This is a genomic window from Candidatus Methylomirabilis sp., assembly GCA_036000645.1.
Taxonomy (GTDB): domain Bacteria; phylum Methylomirabilota; class Methylomirabilia; order Methylomirabilales; family JACPAU01; genus JACPAU01.
Map to the genome: position 1 here is coordinate 1 of DASYVA010000236.1, position 16,047 is coordinate 16,047.

Consider the following 16,047-nt stretch of genomic DNA (forward strand, 5'->3'; position numbering starts at 1 on the left):
GCAGGCCGGGCGACCTGCGGCCTTTGCGCTGGGAACCGTTCGCGCCGGCGGGAGAGTCACCTCAACGGCCTGCAGAGCGTCTGGCGCTCCCTCGAGCACCGGCTTGCGGCCCAGGGCGGCAGTCGGCCTATGGAAAAGGTCGTCATCCGCAGTGCGACCCGGAAATACCTCTTCGCGCTTGTCGGCAGTCTCGGGGTCGTCGTTGCGGGGATCATCGTCCTCCTCGTCCAGGCTTCTGACGAGTCTCCCAGGACGCTTGCCGTCTTGGGGGCCTGGCTCTGTATCCTCGTGTTTGGCGGAGCCGCTCTGGTCTTCCTCGGGCGATTCATGGATCCCCGGCCGCGCGTCGTGATTGATTCGCTCGGCATTCTCGACCGGACGCTCGGCGTGGGTCTCATCCCGTGGTCGGACATCAAGGCGGCCTACCTCAGCTCCGTCGGAGGCCAGGACGTCATCCTGCTCGAGTTGCGGGACCCGGAGACGTATTTGGCCCGGCTCTCCCCCTCCCGGCGCGCCATGCGCGCATTGGCAGCCGGGAACGACTTGCTGGGCTTCACCCCGCTCTCGGTGAACCTTTCCTGGGTTGATGCGAACAGCCAGGAGGTCTTGACGCTGATTCTCAAGCGAATCAATGAGACCCAGCGCCGACCCCTGGAGCCGGGGGCAAGCCCCCGTCCTCCCGCCCGGCCCGGCCGCTGAAGGTTGGCGTTCGCCCGGCAGCCGGAGCCGCGCCTCCGCTCAACCCCCGCCGAGCCGCTTGAGGAACACCTCCATCTCCTTCTTGGTCTGCAAGTCGCCGGTCTGGGCTCCGACCTCACACCCCTTTCGGTAGGTCGCGATGGCCTCCGCGGTCTTCCCCTGTTTCTCCAGCGCCCTCCCCAGGCCCCGATAGGCGGCGGTGTAGGCGGGCTTGAGGCTGATGGCCGCCCGGAACTCCCCTTCGGCCTCGGCGTACCGCTCCGCCTGCAAGTACAGGGACCCGAGACCGTAGCGGGCCGCCTCGTCGGTGGGGTACTGCTCCGCGATCTTCCGGAACTGCTCGAGGCGCGCCGGGTCCATCAGGCCTCCGGGAAATTGCACACGCCGTACGCTCAGCGCTTCGCAGGCTGGCCGCCGCCCGTAATGATGATCTTCTTGTCCATGAGGTAGAGGATCAGCACGACCACGAGGACGATGACGGCCAGGGCGACCACGACCCCCACGCCATCCCCCGCCGGCACCAGCCCGTCCATCCGCTGGGCGAGCTCGTGCAGGCGCGCGTCATCGAGGGCCTCCAGCCGGGCCCGGATCTCCTCGGCGGAGAAGCCGAGGTCGCCCAGGCGCTGTTGGACGACCTTCCGCTCCAGCAGGCTCTGGAGGCGCGCCAGGTCCTCCGCCCGCCCCGTGGCCTGCTCGACGGCGGCCAGCGTGGTGGGGACCAGGGCGGCCGCGGCCCCCCGGGGCAGGACCCCGAGCAGGGTGGTCGCGGCGACCAGGTAGCAGGCCAGCGCCTTCGCGGGCAGACCACGGATGATTCCCCGATGGCATCTGCGCATGATGTGCCTCCTGGAGGACTGCAGGGGAAAAGAGCAGCGGGGGCGTGCACCGGCGACCGGCGAAACCCCCGTCTACGCGAGGCCGAGGCTCGGCTCCTACCAGGCCGTCTTGGGGATGGCCTCCCGCGCCGCGTCCCGCACCTCGGCGACCGGCTCGCGGCGCGCCAGGCGAATGAGGGCCAGCACGGCCGAGGGGCTGGCCAGGTTCCCGAGCGCCACGGCCGCCCAGTAGCGGACGTCGGCCTCGGGATCGTCGAGCGCCTCGAGAAGGAACGGGATCTCAGCCTGCGTCGCAAGGCGGGAGAGTGCCCGCGCCGCTTCGGCCCGGAGCGCCGGCAGCGGGTCGCGCAGGAGGAGGGCCACCTCCGGGGCGACAGCCCGCTCGCTGCGGCGGGCGAGCGCCGCGAGCGCCCGTCGCCGGGCCGTCGGCCCACCCGTGCGCAGTGCTCGGACCAGGGAGGCCAGGCGCGCGTCCCCCATGCCCGGCATTATGCCGGCCCGGGTGCGGAGCGTCAACCGCGGTCGCCCTCACCGGGGTCGCCGAGGACCGCGGCGTGCGGTGAAGTAGCGGCGGGCCAGGGGAGAGAGGTCCCCGGGGGCGATGGGGACCTCGATGATGACGAAGCGCCGCTCCCGGTCGGCGGCCTGCAGCGCCTCCCGCAGCGCCATGGCCGTCCCGGCCTCGTAGCCGGCGCCCCCCCACAGGCGCGCCAGAGCGGCGTATCGCCAGGAGGGGAGCGCGAGGAGGTCCGGCCGGGTAGCGAGGGGTTGGAAGATCCCCCACCCGCCGTTGTTCAGGAGGACCACGACCGGGGTCAGCCCGTAGCGGGGCGCATGGGCGATCTCGTAGCCGGTCATCTGGAACGCGCCGTCCCCGCACAGGATGAGGGGGCGGAGACCCGTCCCCATCTGCGCTCCGAGAGCCCCGGGGACCGCGAACCCCATGGAGGCGTAGTACCCCTGGGCCAGGTACGTCGCCATGCCGCTCATCCGCACCTCCAGCCCGGCGAAGATGGCGTCCCCGGAGTCGGCTGTCACCAGGTACTCCCGCCGTCCCCGGAGGAAGCGGTTCACCTCCTGGAGGACCTCTGCCATCGTGATCCTGTCGCCGCCTTTTCGGGGCGGGGGGAGGTTGTCGTGGTAGGTGAGGCGCTCCCGGTGCACCCGCAGGGGGGTCTTCAGGAGGCCGCGCACGAAATCGGCGAGGGGGACGTCCGGGTAGCCGTGGAAGGAAATCTCGACCCGGTCATCCATGGCCCAGATGGAGCGGTGCCGGGCGACCGTCAGGGGCTGGCTCGCCAGGTCCACGTCGGTGAGGAACGCCCCCAGGTGCAGGACGAGGTCCGCCTGCGCCACCCGCCGCCGGATGGCCGGGTGGCTCAGGGGTCCCATGTGGATCCCCATGTGCTGCGGGTGGTCCATGGGGAAGACCCCCTTGGCCAGGACGGTGGTCATGCAGGGGACTCCCAGGCGCTCCACAAGGGTGACTACCTCTTTCCGGACGCCGAACCGCTGGACCTCCACGCCCGCGATAACGACCGGCCGCTTTGCCCGATTCAGCCAGGCGGCCGTCTCCCGGACCGCCTCGGCCACCCGTTTCCGATCGGCCCGCCGCGCGGGGAAGGTCCCGTCCCAGCGCCGCAAGTACGCCGGGACCGGGATCGGTCGCTCCACCGCATCCCGGTGGATCTCCAGGTACCCCGGCCGGTAGTGGTGGTGGATGGCCCGGACGACGCGGTCCACCTCCTCGGCAGCCGTCCGGGGATCATCGAGGACGGCGGCGGCGCAGGTCAGCTCCTGGTAGATCCGGAACTGCGACTCGATCTCCTTGGCCTGGTGATGGATCAGGGCCCCGAGCTTCCGGTCCTCCTCACCGGGGCCACCGCTCAGCACCAGGAGGGGGACCTTCTCGGAGAAGGCGCCGGCAATGGGGTTCACCATGTTGTGGCCGCCGGCCCCATAGGTGACGCACAGGACGCCGAGGCGCCGGGTGCTCCGGGCGTACCCGTCCGCGGCGAATCCGACGCCGGGCTCGTGGGAGAGGGTGACGATCGGGAGGCCACGGGGCTTCCCGAGGCGCAGGAAGAGGTTCAGGACCAGGTCCCCCGGGATGCCGAAGAGACGCTCCACCCCGACCCGCTTCAGGTAGGCGACCAGGAAGTCCCCCAGGGGCATGACGGGCTTCACCGGGGTCTCCCCCTTGGCGTGCCTGGTCCTGCAGAGCGGACAGCCGACGTCGGGCGGCAGGGGATGAGCGGAGATCCAGCGCAGGTGACGGGGGGGAATGGCGGGCGCGGGCCCTACTGGTTCCCGACGGTCACCCGGAGGTAGAGGTCGCCTAGCCGTCCGTCGGGTCCCGGCCGTCCCTTCCCCCTGAGCCGGAGGCGCGTCCCCGTGCGGACGCCTGGCGGGATCGTGACGAGGACCTCCTCCAGCTCCCCTCCCCGGGAGAGGGAGACCCGCTTCACGCCGCCCGCCCCCGCCTCGGCGGCCGTGAGCGAAAGGTCCCGGGTCAGATCGCCGTCCGTGCCCCCGGGAAGGGCCGGCCGCCCGAAGAGGCCCCGAAGGGTCCCCAGGAGCATCTTGCCCAGAGCGCGGAGAAGACTCCCTCCCTGGACCGCCGCCGGGTCCCGCTGCCCTTCTCGGACTTCGGGCCGGCGGCCTGGCCCGATGGTGGCACGGCGCCACCCCCACGGCCCGGCCACGAAGACGCCACCGAAGACGACGCCTCGGCCACCGAAGAAGGTCCGGGTGAAGAACCGCTCGTCCCCGCGGACCCCCGCCCGCAGAAACTCCGCCATCAGGTCGGCGAAGAAGGGGTTCGTCCTGAGGCCGCTGAAGAGGTCCCGGAGGATCTCCTCCTGGCTGTACCCGAAGTCGGGCCGGCCCCGCGCCTGGGGACCGGACGCCCGCGCCCCTTCGTACGCGCGGCGCTTCGGCGGATCCGTCAGGACCGCGTAGGCCTCGCTGATCTCCTTGAAGCGCTCCTCGGCCGTCCGGTCCCCGGGGTTGCGGTCCGGGTGGTACCTGAGGGCGAGTCGCCGATAGGCCCGCTTGACCTCCTCGTCGGAGGCGGCAGGGGGGACGCCCAGGATCTGGTAGTAGTCCTTCAGGGGCCGATGTCGCATGGCCGTATTCTAGGGGAGGCCCTCGCCCGCGGCAACCGGACCGGCCAGGGCCGCCACCCGGGCCCGAAGGGCGGCCATGAGGCGCTCCGGCTCGTCGGCCCCGACGGCGGCGGGATCCCGCAGGAGGTCGTCCACGCTGGCCGGCTCGCCGAAGGTCACGCGGACCGTGCCTGGCCGGGGCCAGCGCTCGCCGCGCGGCCAGACATCGAAGGTCCCCTGGAGGTACACCGGGACCAGCGGGACCTTTAGCCCCAGGGCCAGGATCCCGGTCCCCTTCTTGAAGGGCTTCACCGTCCCGTCGATGGAGCGGGACCCCTCGGGGAAGACGCAGAGCACCTTCCCCTCCCGGAGCACGTGTGCGGCCATCTGCAGTGCCCGGGCGAGGTAGGCGTCCATGTCAATGGCGATGACGCGGACGTTGCGGGCGAACCAGTCCAGGACCGGGTGCTGGAAGAAGGTCTGGAACCCGACGTAGTAGAGCCGGGTGAGAAAACGGTAGGGGACGGCCGCCGCGATGACGAAGCCGTCGATGTAGGAGGCGTGGTTCGAGGCCAGGATGAAAGGTCCCGCCACCGGCACCCGCTCCCGCCCGAGGACCCGCAGGCGGCAGAACAGGGTGAAGAGGAGCCAGCCGATGTGCTGGATGAACCAGGAGACGACGCCGGCCTGGCCGGAGGTGCCGGCCGCGAGGCGCGCCTGCGCCGCCGCGTCGGGGGGAGTGTTCAGGATCGCCTCCCAGGGGCTCCGCCGGGCCGCGGCGGGTACCTTGCCTCCGGCTGCCACCTCGAGGACCCGGCTGAGCAGCTCCCGGACGGTGAAGACTTCCGAGCCGGCCTCGTCGGGCAGCTCGATCCCGAACATCTCCTCGAGGGCGACGACCAGCTCCACTCGGCCGAGGGAGTCGATCCCCAGGTCCAGCTCCAGGTTGTCGTCCAGGCGCACCGGGCGTCCCTTGGCCCGTTCGGTCAGGAGCTGCAGGATCCGGTCGGCCCCGGGCCGCTCGAGGAGGGGGTCGCCGGCCCCCTCGGCAGGCTCGGCGGGGCTTGGGGGCGCCGCCAGGAGGTCCCGGTACAGCTCCTGGACCCGGTGCCGCTGGATCTTCCCGAGTCGCGTCCGGGGGAAGGGCTCCTTGACCAGGCTGAATCCCGTGACGCGCTTGTAGGCTGGGAGCCGGCGGGAGTAGTTCTCCATGTCCCACCGGATCGCCTCCCGGGCGCCGGAGAGCCGCTGGGCCTTCAGGTAGTCGAAGTCCGGGAGGACGAGCGCCCGCAGGCTCTCGGTGGCCACGCCGGCCTCGCCGCCGGCCTCCACCCCGACCACGCAGATCTCCTTGATGTAGGGGGACTGGTGGTAGTGGGCCTCGACTTCTTCCGGGTAGATGTTCTTCCCGGAGGGGAGGACGATGACCTCCTTGGCTCGCCCGGTGATGTAGAGATAGTTCCGGGCATCCAGGTAGCCCAGGTCCCCGGTGTGCAGCCACCCATCCCGGAGGACCTCCGCCGTCGCCTCCGGGTTCCGGTAATAGCCGCGCATCACGTTGGGCCCCCGGACCAGAATCTCGCCCACCCCGTCGGCATCCGGCTCCCCGATGCGGACCTCCACGCCAGACACCGGGCGCCCGATGGACTCCAGCACGGGGCGCTCCGGCGGGTTGAAGGAGACGACGGGGGCGGTCTCGGTGAGCCCGTAGCCCTCCAGGACCTGGAAGCCGAGGCGCCTGAAGTCTGCCGCCACCGCCGGGTCCAGCTTGGCCCCGCCGCTCGCCATGATGCGGAGCCGCCCGCCGAAGCGCCGGTGGACCTGCCGGAATAGGAGTCGCCCGACCCGCTCCCCCGTGAGCGGCAGGAGGCGGTCGCTCGCGGCCAGCAGCAGGCGGAAGGCCCCGCGGGCGAGCGCCGGCCGGCGCCCGATCTGCTCCCAGAGGCCCCGGTGCAGCATGGCGTACAGTTGCGGAACCCCTACCAGGATCGTCACGCCCGTCTCCTGCATGCAGGCCAGCAGGTCCGGCGCCTTGAGGCTCTGCAGGAAGACCGTGCAGGCCCCCGAGAGGAGAGGGACGAGAAAGTTGGCCATGAAGGGGAAGGCGTGGTGCAGGGGGAGGAGGGCGAGGAAGACATCGTCGCGGCGGGGGGGGATGGAGCCCAGGACGCTTTCGGCGTTCGCGAGGAAGTTCCTATGGGTGAGGACGACCCCCTTCGGGGTCCCGGTAGTGCCGGAGGTATAGAGGATCGAGGCGGGGGTGTCAGCGAGGACCTCTGGCAGGAGCGCCCCGGTCCCCTGCTCCGCCAGGGTGTCGAAGGAGAGGGCCCCCGGACCGCCGTCCAGGTCGAGAATGCTCGCCGCAAGTCCCTGGCCGGCCAACGCTGCCAGTCGCTCCCGGAAGTGTCCGGAGACGACGACCAGTTCCGCGCCGGCGTGGCGGACGCAGTTCGCGATTTCGGCGTCGCTGAGGTGGGGATCCAGAGGAACGGCGGTCCCGCCGGCGCCGGTGATGGCCAGGTAGGCCACTCCCCATTCGGGCCGGTTCTCGGAGAGGAGGACCGCCCGGTCTCCGGGCTTGAGGCCCAGGGCGACCAGACCGCGGGCCGCCGCGGACGCCCGCGCTGCGAGCTCCCGGTAGGTCAGCCGGACGTACCCCGCCTCCCCCTTCGCCTGCATGGCGAGGGCATCGCCGAAGGCGGCTGCGGCCGCGGCGGCGCGGCCCGGGATGGTCTCGGCTCCGCCCACGGTGGTCATTATAGCCCAGCGGGACGTGTGGGGTCTCTCCCTTCCCTTGCCCCCGCCTCCGCCGGCTTCAGGCGGCCTCGATCGGGACCTCGACGAAATCCCTGGCCGCGGGGTCCCAGGCGAAGGCCTTCATCCGGCGGACCTGGCGGTCGAACACGGAGACCACCACGTAGGCGGCCTCACCGAAGAGGGGCTCGCCCCAGGGGGCGAGCGCCTTGCCCCGGTCCTCCGCGGAGAAGTAGGCCTCGTGATCCGGGTGGGAGTGGTACAGCGCCTTGATGCCCCACCCCCGCCGGTCGGCCTCGTTCAGGATCTGCTGGACCTGGACCGGGTCGATGTAGTAGGCGGTCCGCGCGTCCCGGGGGTGCGTGGCCGGGTCCTCGGCGTGCAGCCGGTTCTGGATGTTGCTGCAGCGCCGGAGGATGTCCCCCGCGTCACCGGTCAGGATGACCCCGCAGCACTCCTCCGGGAAGCTCTCCGAGGCGTGCCGGGCCATCTCCTCCACGATCCCCTTCGTGAGCCGGAGCATGAAGCGCTCCCCCTGCATCGCGCCCCTCAGCCTGCCCCATCGAGGAGGAACCGGGTGAACCAGGCCACGGTGCGGGAGAGTGCCACCGCCCGCGCCGCCGGGTCGCTGAAAACATGGTCGGCCCCCGGCAGGATCTCCAGGCTCTTCGGCTCGGCCGCACGCGCGTAGAGCGCGTGGGCATGCGCCTCCGGCACGAGCGCATCGGCCGTGCCATGCAAGATGAGACAGCGGGGGACGCCATCCGGCGCCTCGAGGCCCCCCGCGCGATGCAGCTCCTCGAGCAGGGGACGGCCGAGGCCGTACCGGAGCAAGAGCTCCCCTTCCCCCCCGAGGTCCTTCAGGTGGGCAGGCGTGGCCCAGGCGACCACCGCGCGCACCCGGGGGTCGTGCTTCGCGTGGCACAGGGCGACGAAGCCGCCCAGGCTGCTCCCCACGAGGCCCAGGCCCCCCGCCACGGACCGGTGGACAGAGAGCGCCTCCGCGACGCTGTGGAGGTCCGCTACCCGGCGGGCGACGGTTGTCTCCGAGAGCGCCCCCTCGCTCTCCCCGCATCCCGAAAAGTCGAACCGGGCGCAGGTGAACCCGGCCCCCGCCAGGGCGTCCGCCAGCTCGAGGTACTTCGGGCTGTCCTTGCTGCTCAGGAGGCCGTGGCAGGCGATCACCAGCGGGGCGGGGGGCCGGGCGGGGAAGTGCAGCACGGCCGCTAGGGCCCCGGATGCGCCGCGCAGGCGGAGGGTCTCGGTCTCCCTCACCGCCCGACCCGCGGGGCGGGGAGGCGGCTCAGGTCCAGACCGAAGAGGCGGGCGGCGGTCCGGGTCGTCTGCTCCGCGACCTCACCCAGCGCCACCCCCTTGATCCGCGCCACCGCCTGGGCCGCCAGGGCGACCATCCAGGGCTCGGTGGTCATCCCGGTGAACTCCCCCTCGTACGGCCAGGGGCCGTCGCTCTCCAGGAGGAGCTGGTCGAGGGGGACCTCTTTCACCAACTGGCGGTCCCGTTCCCGGTAGCAGACCTCGGGGGTGACGGAGATGAGGTACCCGGCCTCCAGGATCCGCCGGGTGGTCTCCTCGGGAGCCTTGTGCCAGTGGAAGACCGCCTGCCGCACGCCGGCCTCCCGGAGGAGCCCGAAGGCTTCGGCCGCCGCCTCGTGCGGGGCGTGGAGGCTGACCGGCAGGTCCAGCTCCACCGCGAGGTCCAGCAGGTGCCGGAGGCGCCGCCGTCCCGCCTCTGCCGTCGCCTTCACGTCCGCGGCATCGGCCAGGCAGTAGTGCGGCAGGCCCACCTCTCCCAGGCCGACCAGGGCGGCCCGGTGCTCCCGCACCTCGGCGCAGACCATCTGGAAGTCCTCCTCGGTGAGGAAGAGGTGCTCAGGATGAAAGCCGAAGCAAGGCCAGATGGCGCCCGGGTAGGCCCGGGCCAGCTCCAGGAGCCTGAGATTGGTGGCCGGGTTCACCCCGGGGGCCACCGCCGCCACCACGCCCCTGCCGCGCGCCCGATGGAGCAGACCGGACAGGTCGGCGTACTCTGAAGAGAAAAGGTGGCAGTGCGTATCGATGAGGACCATGGATGCGGACACTCCCGTGCCCCCGGAGGGGCCAGCCACCCGCGAAGAGTAGGGACCCGGCGGCCCGCTGTCAACCGGAAGCGGGGCCGCTCAGTGGATCCGCCGGATCTTCCTGGTCATGAAGTCGAGCAGCAGATATTGCCCCAGACTCACGGGGGTGGTGAAGTAGGCCTTCCCGTGGCAGAGCGCCGTCACCTGCTTCACGAAGGCCACGAGGTCGTAGTCCCGGGCCAGCATGAAGGTGTTGACGAGGATGCCGGCCCGCCGGCACTCGAGGACCTCGTGAAAGGTCCGCTGCAGGATGCGGGGGTCCAGGCCGGCGGGGTTCCGGTAGATCCGGCCGTCCGGCAAGGTAACGGCGGAGGGCTTGCCGTCCGTGACCATCACGATCTGGCGCATGTCCTTCCGCTGGCGGCTCAGGAGCCGGCGGGCCAGGGCCAGCCCGGCCGCCGTGTTCGTGTAGTAGGGGCCCACCGTGACCCGCGCCAGGCGGGAGAACGGGATCTCCTCCGCCTCGTCGTGGAAGAGGACCACCTGGAGGCTGTCCCCCGGGTACTGGGTCCGGATCAGGTGCGCGAGGGCCAGCGCCACCCGCTTGGCCGGCGTGAACCGGTCCTCGCCGTAGAGGATCATGCTGTGGCTGCAGTCCAGCATCAGGACCGTGGCGCAGGAGGAGGCGTACTCGGCCTGGTGCACCAGCAGGTCCTCGGCCTCGAGCGCGAGGGGCATGGCCAGGCCCTGGCGGCCGATGGCCCTGAGGAGCGTCCCGGGGACATCCAGGTTGAGGGTGTCGCCGAAGGTGTACGGGCGCGAGTCCTCGCTGGCCTCCACCCCGGTGGCGAGGAACCGGGTCTCGTGCCGGCCCGCGCTCGACTTCCCGAGGGAGCCCAGCAGGTCCTTCAGGGTCTTGAACCCGAGGAAGTCCACCGTCTTGTTGGTGAGCGCGAAGCGGGCCCGCTCGTCGGTCGGCCCCCACTCCCCGGCGTAGCCCCGGACGTCGAGGTCGTCCCCCACCCTCCCCGGGGGCCGGAGCGTCAGGTAGCCCTCCTCCACCAGGCGGCGCAGGAGCCCGTCCAGCATCTGCTCCAGGCGCCGGCGCTCCGGACTGGCCTCCCCGCCCTCCCAGGCCTCCAGCTCCTCCGGGGTGATGTGCCCGCGGGCGGCCAGCGCCCGCAGGAGCGCCTCCTTGAGCCGCTCCAGGTCATCGGCCGGCTCTCCCCACGGGTCGGCCTCCCCGAGGCCGCTCTGCAGCAGGAAATCGGCCAGGTCCGCGAGGAGGTCCTCCAGGCTGGCCTGCTCCCACCACTGGCCGGTGAACTTCGAGTAGCGGACAGTCGGCATTCCGCGCCTCAGTTCACGTAGCGGCCGCGGCGGGGAGGGGCCGGCCCCGGAGGGGCCTCGGGGGCCGGCTTGGCCAGGCCCGTGAACCCGCGCTCCTCGTTCCGGTCGATCTTGTTCAGGGCGTGCAGGCCCTCGAGCACCAGCTCCGCCGCCGCCGCCAGGAGCGCGGGGGCGGGGTTTCCCGCGCCGGCGAGACCGGCCGCCCGCTCCAGCAGGCCCGGCACACCCTTGAGGCGCTTCATCTCCTCCGAGGCGGTGAGGCCCTCCGGGAGCTGCACCGCTCCCCCCGCGTCGAACCAGGCGACGATCTCCTGGCAGTCGGAGGCGTTCAGGTGGCGGCTGAAAGCCCGGCCGAACGCCTCCCGCACGAGCGTGGTGGCTACCGCCTCTCCCCCCTTCACCTCCCCCTCGTACTCCAGCTCGAGCTTCCCCATGATGGCTGGGAGCGCCGCGTACAGGTCCCGGGGCCGCGCGACCGCCACCGCGTCGCCCCGGAGGAGCGCCCGCCGCTCGGCGTTGCTGGCCACGGTCTCGAGGGCGGTGATGGGGAGCCGCTGGCTCACCCCGGAGCGCTTGTCCACGTGCCGGTGCTCCCGGGCGATCAGGGCCACCAGCTCCACCGCCTCCTTCACGAAGGTCGGGATCTGGAGGCTGTTACCCCGGTCCAGCCACGCCTCCTGCTCGGTGATGGCCATCCCTTCGCCCAGGCTCCGGGGGTAGTGGGTCCGGATCTCCGCCCCGATCCGGTCCTTCAGCGGGGTGATGATCTTCCCCCGGGCCGTGTAGTCCTCGGGGTTGGCCGAGAAGACCAGCAGGACGTCCAGGGGCAGCCGAACCGGGTAGCCTTTGATCTGGACGTCCCCCTCCTCCATGATGTTGAAGAGGCCCACCTGGATCTTGCCCGCGAGGTCGGGCAGCTCGTTGATGGCGAAGATCCCCCGGTTCGCCCGGGGGAGCAGGCCGTAGTGGATGGTCAGCTCGCTGGCCAGGTCGTGCCCGCCCCGGGCGGCCCGGATGGGGTCCACGTCCCCGAGGATGTCGGCGATGGTCACGTCCGGGGTGGCCAGTTTCTCCACGTAGCGCCGCTCGCGGGGGAGGAAGGCGATGGGGATGGCGTCCCCCTCGGCCGCGAGCCGCTCGCGGCAGGCCCGGCAGATGGGGGCGTAGGGGTTGTCGTGGATCTCGCACCCCTCCACCGCCGGGATCTCCTCGTCCAGGAGGGAGACCAGGCTTCGCAGGATCCGGCTCTTCGCCTGTCCGCGGAGCCCGAGCAGGATGAGGTGGTGCCGCCCGAGCAGCGCGTTCACCAACTGCGGGATCACGCTGTCGTCGTAGCCGACGATGCCGGGGAAGAGGGGCTCGCGCGCCCTCAGGCGGACCAGGAGGTTCTGGCGCAGCTCGTCCCGCACGGAGCGGGTGCGGAGGAGGGAATCGTCGTAGGGACTCCGGCGAAGCTCGCCTAGCGTTCGGGGACGTTGGGAACCTTTCTGCATGTCTCCTCGCCCGACCGCGCCCGGAGGGGCGGTCGGTCCCATGAAGTCTAGTCCCGCGGCCGGCGATTGTCAAAGGGACCGCGGGGTGTTAGAAGGGCCCCGCTGCCGACCTCGAGGGCTCGCTGGCCGCGCTGCTGCGGGCCGGCTCCGAGATTCCCGTTGAATTGCCCCCCCGGGGGTCGGTAGACTGAGGCCGCCGGGCAACCGGCAGGGGGGAGGGGGGAGGGATGTCCACCGATGCGATGAAGATCGTGCTCGTCATTGACGATGACCCGACGATGATCGAGATGGTGAAGGATTTCCTGGAGAGCCACGGCTATCATGTGATCCCGGCCAGAAACGGACAGGAGGCGCTCGGCAAGGCCGAGATCTCCAAACCCGACGTGCTCATCGTCGACGTCATGATGCCGGGGATGGACGGCTACGAGACGTGCCGTCACCTGAAGCAGGACGCCCGGCTGAGCGGGGTGCCCATCATCATGTTTACGGCGGGCACCGACCCCAAGTTCCACGAGCGAGCGTTTGCGGCCGGAGCCGACTTCTGCCTCGCCAAGCCCTTCGAGATCGACCGGTTCCTGAACGTGGTCCGCATGGCCGCGGCCAAGAAGGCGAAGCCCGCGACCGCCTCCTGAACGTCCCGACCCCACCTGGGCCTACCACCTCCGGGCAGCCAGATCCCTCTTCGCACCGGCATCTCAGGTCGGCGGCATAGAGGTTGCACCCTCCCCCCCCGGCTGCAGGCGGCGGCTCCCGCCTGCACGGAAAGGAGACAGGGTGCTGCCGGCCACGACGCCAGGTCAGGAGCAGGAGCAGCTCGCGGGCCCCCCGGCGGACCGGCTCGTGCCGGACCTGGAGGCTCTCGTCGCCTTCCTCGAGCACCACGTCGGCAACGCGCTTCAGGTGATCACGACCGCCTCGCAGCTCGCCCAGGCGGATCCCACCTATCGGCCCCAGTGGCTCGCCATCGAGCAGAGCTGCGACCGAATCGCGGCCACGGTCCAGGCCCTGGCCAATACGCTCCACAGCCGCCGGAGCAGCAGCCCGCCTCCGACCGACTGAGATGAGGGGGCCCATGAGCTGGTTGCGCGCCATCTGGTCCGGCCTCCCCTACGACCCCCAGGAGCCCCGCCCCTGTCCCCGGTGTGAGGTGACCATCACCTGGGGGGACGCCCTCTGTCCCCACTGCGGTATGATCGTGCGCTTAGAGGGTCGGCAGGCGCCCGCTCACCGCGCGGATCCGGAGCCCCCCGCCGGCCGTCCCTGAGCGTTTTCCCACTTTACACGCTCCCGCCGTTCGCATAAGATCCCGAACTAAAGTCTGGCGCCCGGCGGGGCGCCCGGGTCGTCCACCCCCCATCCAGGAGGAGAAGCGCATGCGCAAGGGGCGGGCAGCGGGGCGGAAGGGGGCGAGGGGGAAGGCCGGGGCGGCAAAGAAACCGGCCCGGAAGCCGGCCAGGGGAGCGAAGGGCGCGAAGGCTGCCGGGCGCAAGCCGGCCGCCGCCAAGAGCGCCCCCCGGCCAGCGGCGGCACCGGCCGCGGGAGGCGGGCGGATGAAGGAACTCGAGACCGAGCTGGCCCGCTGGCAGACCCTCCACAGTCAGGTCCAGGAACAGCTCCGCCAGCGGGACTCCTCCATCGCCTTCAAGGAGAAGGAGATCCTGGACCTCCGCAAAAAGGTGGAGGAGCTGGCGCAGGCCCAGAAGGGGAAGGGCCCGGCGGGGTAACGGTCGCAGGACCGCGGAGAGGCCAGACCGGCCAATTCGCAGAGAGGCTGGAGCGGCGGGGACGCCGGACCCCGCATCCAGCCTCTCTCCTTTTCCGGGAGGGGAGCGCGGCATGGGGGTGAACGGGGCCGATCTGGCCGGTTTACGGCAGGCCTGCCTCACCGGCGGGGCCTACCCGCGGGTCACGGCCAGCCTGGTAGCCCTGCATGCCGCCGCCCCCTATGCGGTCTGGTGCGAAGCCTTTGCCCCTCTCGAGGCCCGGGAGCCGGTGAGCCGGTACCGGCTCCTCCTGGCCGAACGGGGGAAGGCGCACGAGACCCGCATCCTCGGGCTCCGCCATCCCGGCCTGGCGCCGCCCCCCTTCCCCACGGAGGAGGCCGGCTTCCGCCTCGCCCTGGACCAGATGGCCGCGGGGGTCCCCGCGCTGGCGGGCCTGCCCCTCCTCTACCTCCCCGAGGGGCTCGCGGGGCGACCCGATCTGCTGGAACGGGTCGAGGGGAGCGCCTCCCGGTTCGGCTCCTTCGCCTATCGGGTCGTCGAGGTCAAGTCGGCACGGCGCCTGGACGAGGCCGATCTTGTGCAGGCGGCGTTCTATACCTTCCTTCTGGGCAAGATCCAGGGCGCCGAACTGCCCAGCGTGACGCTGATCAACCGGGACGGGCAGGAATTCGAGCACGCGATGGAGGCACTCAGGCCTCGTCTCGAGGTGGCCCTGCAGGGGACCCGGGCCATCCTGGCGGGCCGACTGGTGCCGGAGCCGATCCACGGCCAGTGTCCCTGGCCCTGGACGGCGTACGCGGACGGCCAGGCGGCGGCGGGCCAGGACCTCTCCCTCCTTCCGGGGGTGGGGAAGGCCACCCGGGAGACCCTCCGCGCGGCCGGCCTGAGGACTCTCGGCGACGTTGCCGCCGCAGAGGCGAAGGTCCTGGCGGGAGTGCCCCGGATCGCACCCGGGAAGGCCCGGACCCTGCGGGCCGCCGCCGCCGCGCTCCTCACCGGACAGCCGGTGCGGCTCGGCCCGGGGCGCGTCCCCCTGCCGGCCGCCCCCGTCGAGATCTTCGTGGACCTGGAGGGGGCCGAGGCGGCGGACGAGACCGGGGCCCTCCTGCCCTGCGAGTACCTCATCGGGACGCTGCTCCGGCGGGCCGGCGAGGGGAGCTACCGGCCCTTCCTGGCCACGCGCCTGGCTGAGGAGGAACGGATGGCGGCCGAGTTCGTGGCCTTTTGCGAGGCGCACTCCGAGGCGCCGCTGTATCACTGGCACTCCTACGAGCGAACCCACCTCGGGAAGCTCTTCGCCCGCCACGGCATCGCGGCCGGCCGCGTCGCGGCGATCCTCCAGCGCCTCACCGATCTGCACCGCCTCGCCACCCGCGCCGTCGCCTTCCCGGTTCCGGGGACCGGGCTCAAGCCCGTGGCGAAGGCTCTCGGGTTCTCCTGGCGGCTCCCCGGGGTGGACGCCCTGGAGTCCATCGTCCTCTTCCTCGATTACATTTCGGATCCCGCCCGCCACGCGGACGCGCTGACGCGGATCCTCAGCTACAACGAGGACGACTGCCGGGCGACCGCTTTCGTCAAGGACTGGCTCGCCGCCCTCGCGTGAGGATCCCAGATCCGGGAGCACGGGGTCTCGCATTGGCAGGGGCGGGATCGAGAGGTATAGTCATGGGCATCCGCTGCGAGAACGGTGTCGCCTCGGTGTGCATCCGGCGCGCTCCTTCCAGGGAGGAAACGGCATGAAGGCGAAATCCGGCGGCGAGAAATGCACCATCGAGGTGGCGGAGGACGGACCGTACGTCGTCAGCAATTTGCCCAGGCTCGAGAACTCCAGGGGGGAGGCCATTCCGACAAAGCCCGTGACGGCGCTCTGCCGGTGCGGGGGATCCGCAAAGAGGCCGTTCTGCGACGGCACCCATGCCCGGATTGGGTTCTCCGGGCGCCGACCGGCCGATCGGCCCCCGAGCGGGAGGCTGGACTATCGGGGCAAGCGGATCACCATCCACGAC

The 16,047-nt window shown here is 71.6% G+C and carries 17 protein-coding genes; 6 read left to right on the forward strand and 11 right to left on the reverse strand.

What is annotated here, in order from left to right; all coding sequences use genetic code 11:
* Positions 1 to 129 precede the first annotated feature (129 nt).
* Positions 130 to 699 (forward strand): STM3941 family protein, encoded by a 570-nt coding sequence (locus VGT06_13840; protein HEV8664204.1) that lies wholly within the window; start codon positions 130 to 132, stop codon positions 697 to 699.
* Positions 700 to 738: 39 nt separating this feature from the next.
* On the opposite strand, the gene VGT06_13845 is transcribed toward VGT06_13840, so the two are convergent.
* The 11 genes from VGT06_13845 to VGT06_13895 form a co-directional block, all read right to left on the reverse strand.
* Positions 739 to 1,059 carry a tetratricopeptide repeat protein gene (locus tag VGT06_13845; protein ID HEV8664205.1) on the reverse strand — a complete coding sequence of 107 codons (321 nt, stop codon included), beginning with the start codon at positions 1,057 to 1,059 and terminating at the stop codon, positions 739 to 741.
* A 32-nt stretch (positions 1,060 to 1,091) separates the two neighbouring features.
* A complete protein-coding gene (locus VGT06_13850; protein ID HEV8664206.1) occupies positions 1,092 to 1,535 on the reverse strand; it encodes a PA2779 family protein in 444 nt (147 codons plus the stop codon).
* A gap of 96 nt (positions 1,536 to 1,631) precedes the next feature.
* The gene (locus VGT06_13855; protein ID HEV8664207.1) at positions 1,632 to 2,015 is read right to left on the reverse strand and encodes a HEAT repeat domain-containing protein; all 384 of its coding nucleotides are present in this window, start codon (positions 2,013 to 2,015) and stop codon (positions 1,632 to 1,634) included.
* Positions 2,016 to 2,063: 48 nt separating this feature from the next.
* Positions 2,064 to 3,722: a thiamine pyrophosphate-binding protein gene (locus tag VGT06_13860; protein HEV8664208.1), complete on the reverse strand. Its 1,659-nt coding sequence runs from the start codon at positions 3,720 to 3,722 to the stop codon at positions 2,064 to 2,066.
* Positions 3,723 to 3,835: 113 nt separating this feature from the next.
* Positions 3,836 to 4,663 carry a DnaJ domain-containing protein gene (locus VGT06_13865; GenBank protein HEV8664209.1) on the reverse strand — a complete coding sequence of 276 codons (828 nt, stop codon included), beginning with the start codon at positions 4,661 to 4,663 and terminating at the stop codon, positions 3,836 to 3,838.
* Between the two features lie 9 nt (positions 4,664 to 4,672).
* Complete coding sequence (locus tag VGT06_13870) at positions 4,673 to 7,399, reverse strand: AMP-binding protein (GenBank protein ID HEV8664210.1); 2,727 nt, start codon at positions 7,397 to 7,399, stop codon at positions 4,673 to 4,675.
* A 58-nt stretch (positions 7,400 to 7,457) separates the two neighbouring features.
* Positions 7,458 to 7,937 (reverse strand): M67 family metallopeptidase, encoded by a 480-nt coding sequence (locus tag VGT06_13875; GenBank protein HEV8664211.1) that lies wholly within the window; start codon positions 7,935 to 7,937, stop codon positions 7,458 to 7,460.
* 8 nt (positions 7,938 to 7,945) lie between these two features.
* Positions 7,946 to 8,671 (reverse strand): alpha/beta fold hydrolase, encoded by a 726-nt coding sequence (locus tag VGT06_13880; protein HEV8664212.1) that lies wholly within the window; start codon positions 8,669 to 8,671, stop codon positions 7,946 to 7,948.
* Complete coding sequence (locus tag VGT06_13885) at positions 8,668 to 9,483, reverse strand: TatD family hydrolase (protein ID HEV8664213.1); 816 nt, start codon at positions 9,481 to 9,483, stop codon at positions 8,668 to 8,670. Before VGT06_13885 ends, VGT06_13880 begins: the two co-directional genes overlap by 4 nt.
* 90 nt (positions 9,484 to 9,573) lie before the next feature.
* Positions 9,574 to 10,824 carry a VWA domain-containing protein gene (locus VGT06_13890; protein ID HEV8664214.1) on the reverse strand — a complete coding sequence of 417 codons (1,251 nt, stop codon included), beginning with the start codon at positions 10,822 to 10,824 and terminating at the stop codon, positions 9,574 to 9,576.
* 8 nt (positions 10,825 to 10,832) lie between these two features.
* Positions 10,833 to 12,233 carry a magnesium chelatase gene (locus VGT06_13895; protein HEV8664215.1) on the reverse strand — a complete coding sequence of 467 codons (1,401 nt, stop codon included), beginning with the start codon at positions 12,231 to 12,233 and terminating at the stop codon, positions 10,833 to 10,835.
* A 311-nt stretch (positions 12,234 to 12,544) separates the two neighbouring features.
* On the opposite strand from VGT06_13895, the gene VGT06_13900 reads away from it, so the two are divergent.
* The 5 genes from VGT06_13900 to VGT06_13920 form a co-directional block, all read left to right on the forward strand.
* Entirely contained in the window at positions 12,545 to 12,949 is a 405-nt protein-coding gene (locus VGT06_13900; protein ID HEV8664216.1) for a response regulator, read from the forward strand.
* Between the two features lie 142 nt (positions 12,950 to 13,091).
* Positions 13,092 to 13,376, forward strand: coding sequence for a hypothetical protein (locus tag VGT06_13905; GenBank protein HEV8664217.1), 285 nt, complete (start codon positions 13,092 to 13,094; stop codon positions 13,374 to 13,376).
* 314 nt (positions 13,377 to 13,690) lie between these two features.
* Positions 13,691 to 14,041, forward strand: a complete 351-nt coding sequence (locus VGT06_13910) for a hypothetical protein (GenBank protein ID HEV8664218.1) — start codon at positions 13,691 to 13,693, stop codon at positions 14,039 to 14,041.
* 112 nt (positions 14,042 to 14,153) lie between these two features.
* Positions 14,154 to 15,644, forward strand: a complete 1,491-nt coding sequence (locus VGT06_13915) for a TM0106 family RecB-like putative nuclease (protein ID HEV8664219.1) — start codon at positions 14,154 to 14,156, stop codon at positions 15,642 to 15,644.
* A gap of 133 nt (positions 15,645 to 15,777) precedes the next feature.
* A partial coding sequence (locus tag VGT06_13920; protein HEV8664220.1) for a CDGSH iron-sulfur domain-containing protein occupies positions 15,778 to 16,047 on the forward strand: 270 nt, incomplete at its 3' end.

Bases quoted from the DNA above. Each gene is read 5' to 3' on its own strand.
- VGT06_13890 (HEV8664214.1), bottom strand. From the start codon at position 10,824: ATGCCGACTGTCCGCTACTCGAAGTTCACCGGCCAGTGGTGGGAGCAG.
- VGT06_13910 (HEV8664218.1), top strand. From the start codon at position 13,691: ATGCGCAAGGGGCGGGCAGCGGGGCGGAAGGGGGCGAGGGGGAAGGCC.
- VGT06_13885 (HEV8664213.1), bottom strand. From the start codon at position 9,483: ATGGTCCTCATCGATACGCACTGCCACCTTTTCTCTTCAGAGTACGCC.
- VGT06_13915 (HEV8664219.1), top strand. From the start codon at position 14,154: ATGGGGGTGAACGGGGCCGATCTGGCCGGTTTACGGCAGGCCTGCCTC.
- VGT06_13845 (HEV8664205.1), bottom strand. From the start codon at position 1,059: ATGGACCCGGCGCGCCTCGAGCAGTTCCGGAAGATCGCGGAGCAGTAC.
- VGT06_13840 (HEV8664204.1), top strand. From the start codon at position 130: ATGGAAAAGGTCGTCATCCGCAGTGCGACCCGGAAATACCTCTTCGCG.
- VGT06_13855 (HEV8664207.1), bottom strand. From the start codon at position 2,015: ATGGGGGACGCGCGCCTGGCCTCCCTGGTCCGAGCACTGCGCACGGGT.
- VGT06_13900 (HEV8664216.1), top strand. From the start codon at position 12,545: ATGTCCACCGATGCGATGAAGATCGTGCTCGTCATTGACGATGACCCG.
- VGT06_13865 (HEV8664209.1), bottom strand. From the start codon at position 4,663: ATGCGACATCGGCCCCTGAAGGACTACTACCAGATCCTGGGCGTCCCC.
- VGT06_13870 (HEV8664210.1), bottom strand. From the start codon at position 7,399: ATGACCACCGTGGGCGGAGCCGAGACCATCCCGGGCCGCGCCGCCGCG.
- VGT06_13850 (HEV8664206.1), bottom strand. From the start codon at position 1,535: ATGCGCAGATGCCATCGGGGAATCATCCGTGGTCTGCCCGCGAAGGCG.
- VGT06_13875 (HEV8664211.1), bottom strand. From the start codon at position 7,937: ATGCAGGGGGAGCGCTTCATGCTCCGGCTCACGAAGGGGATCGTGGAG.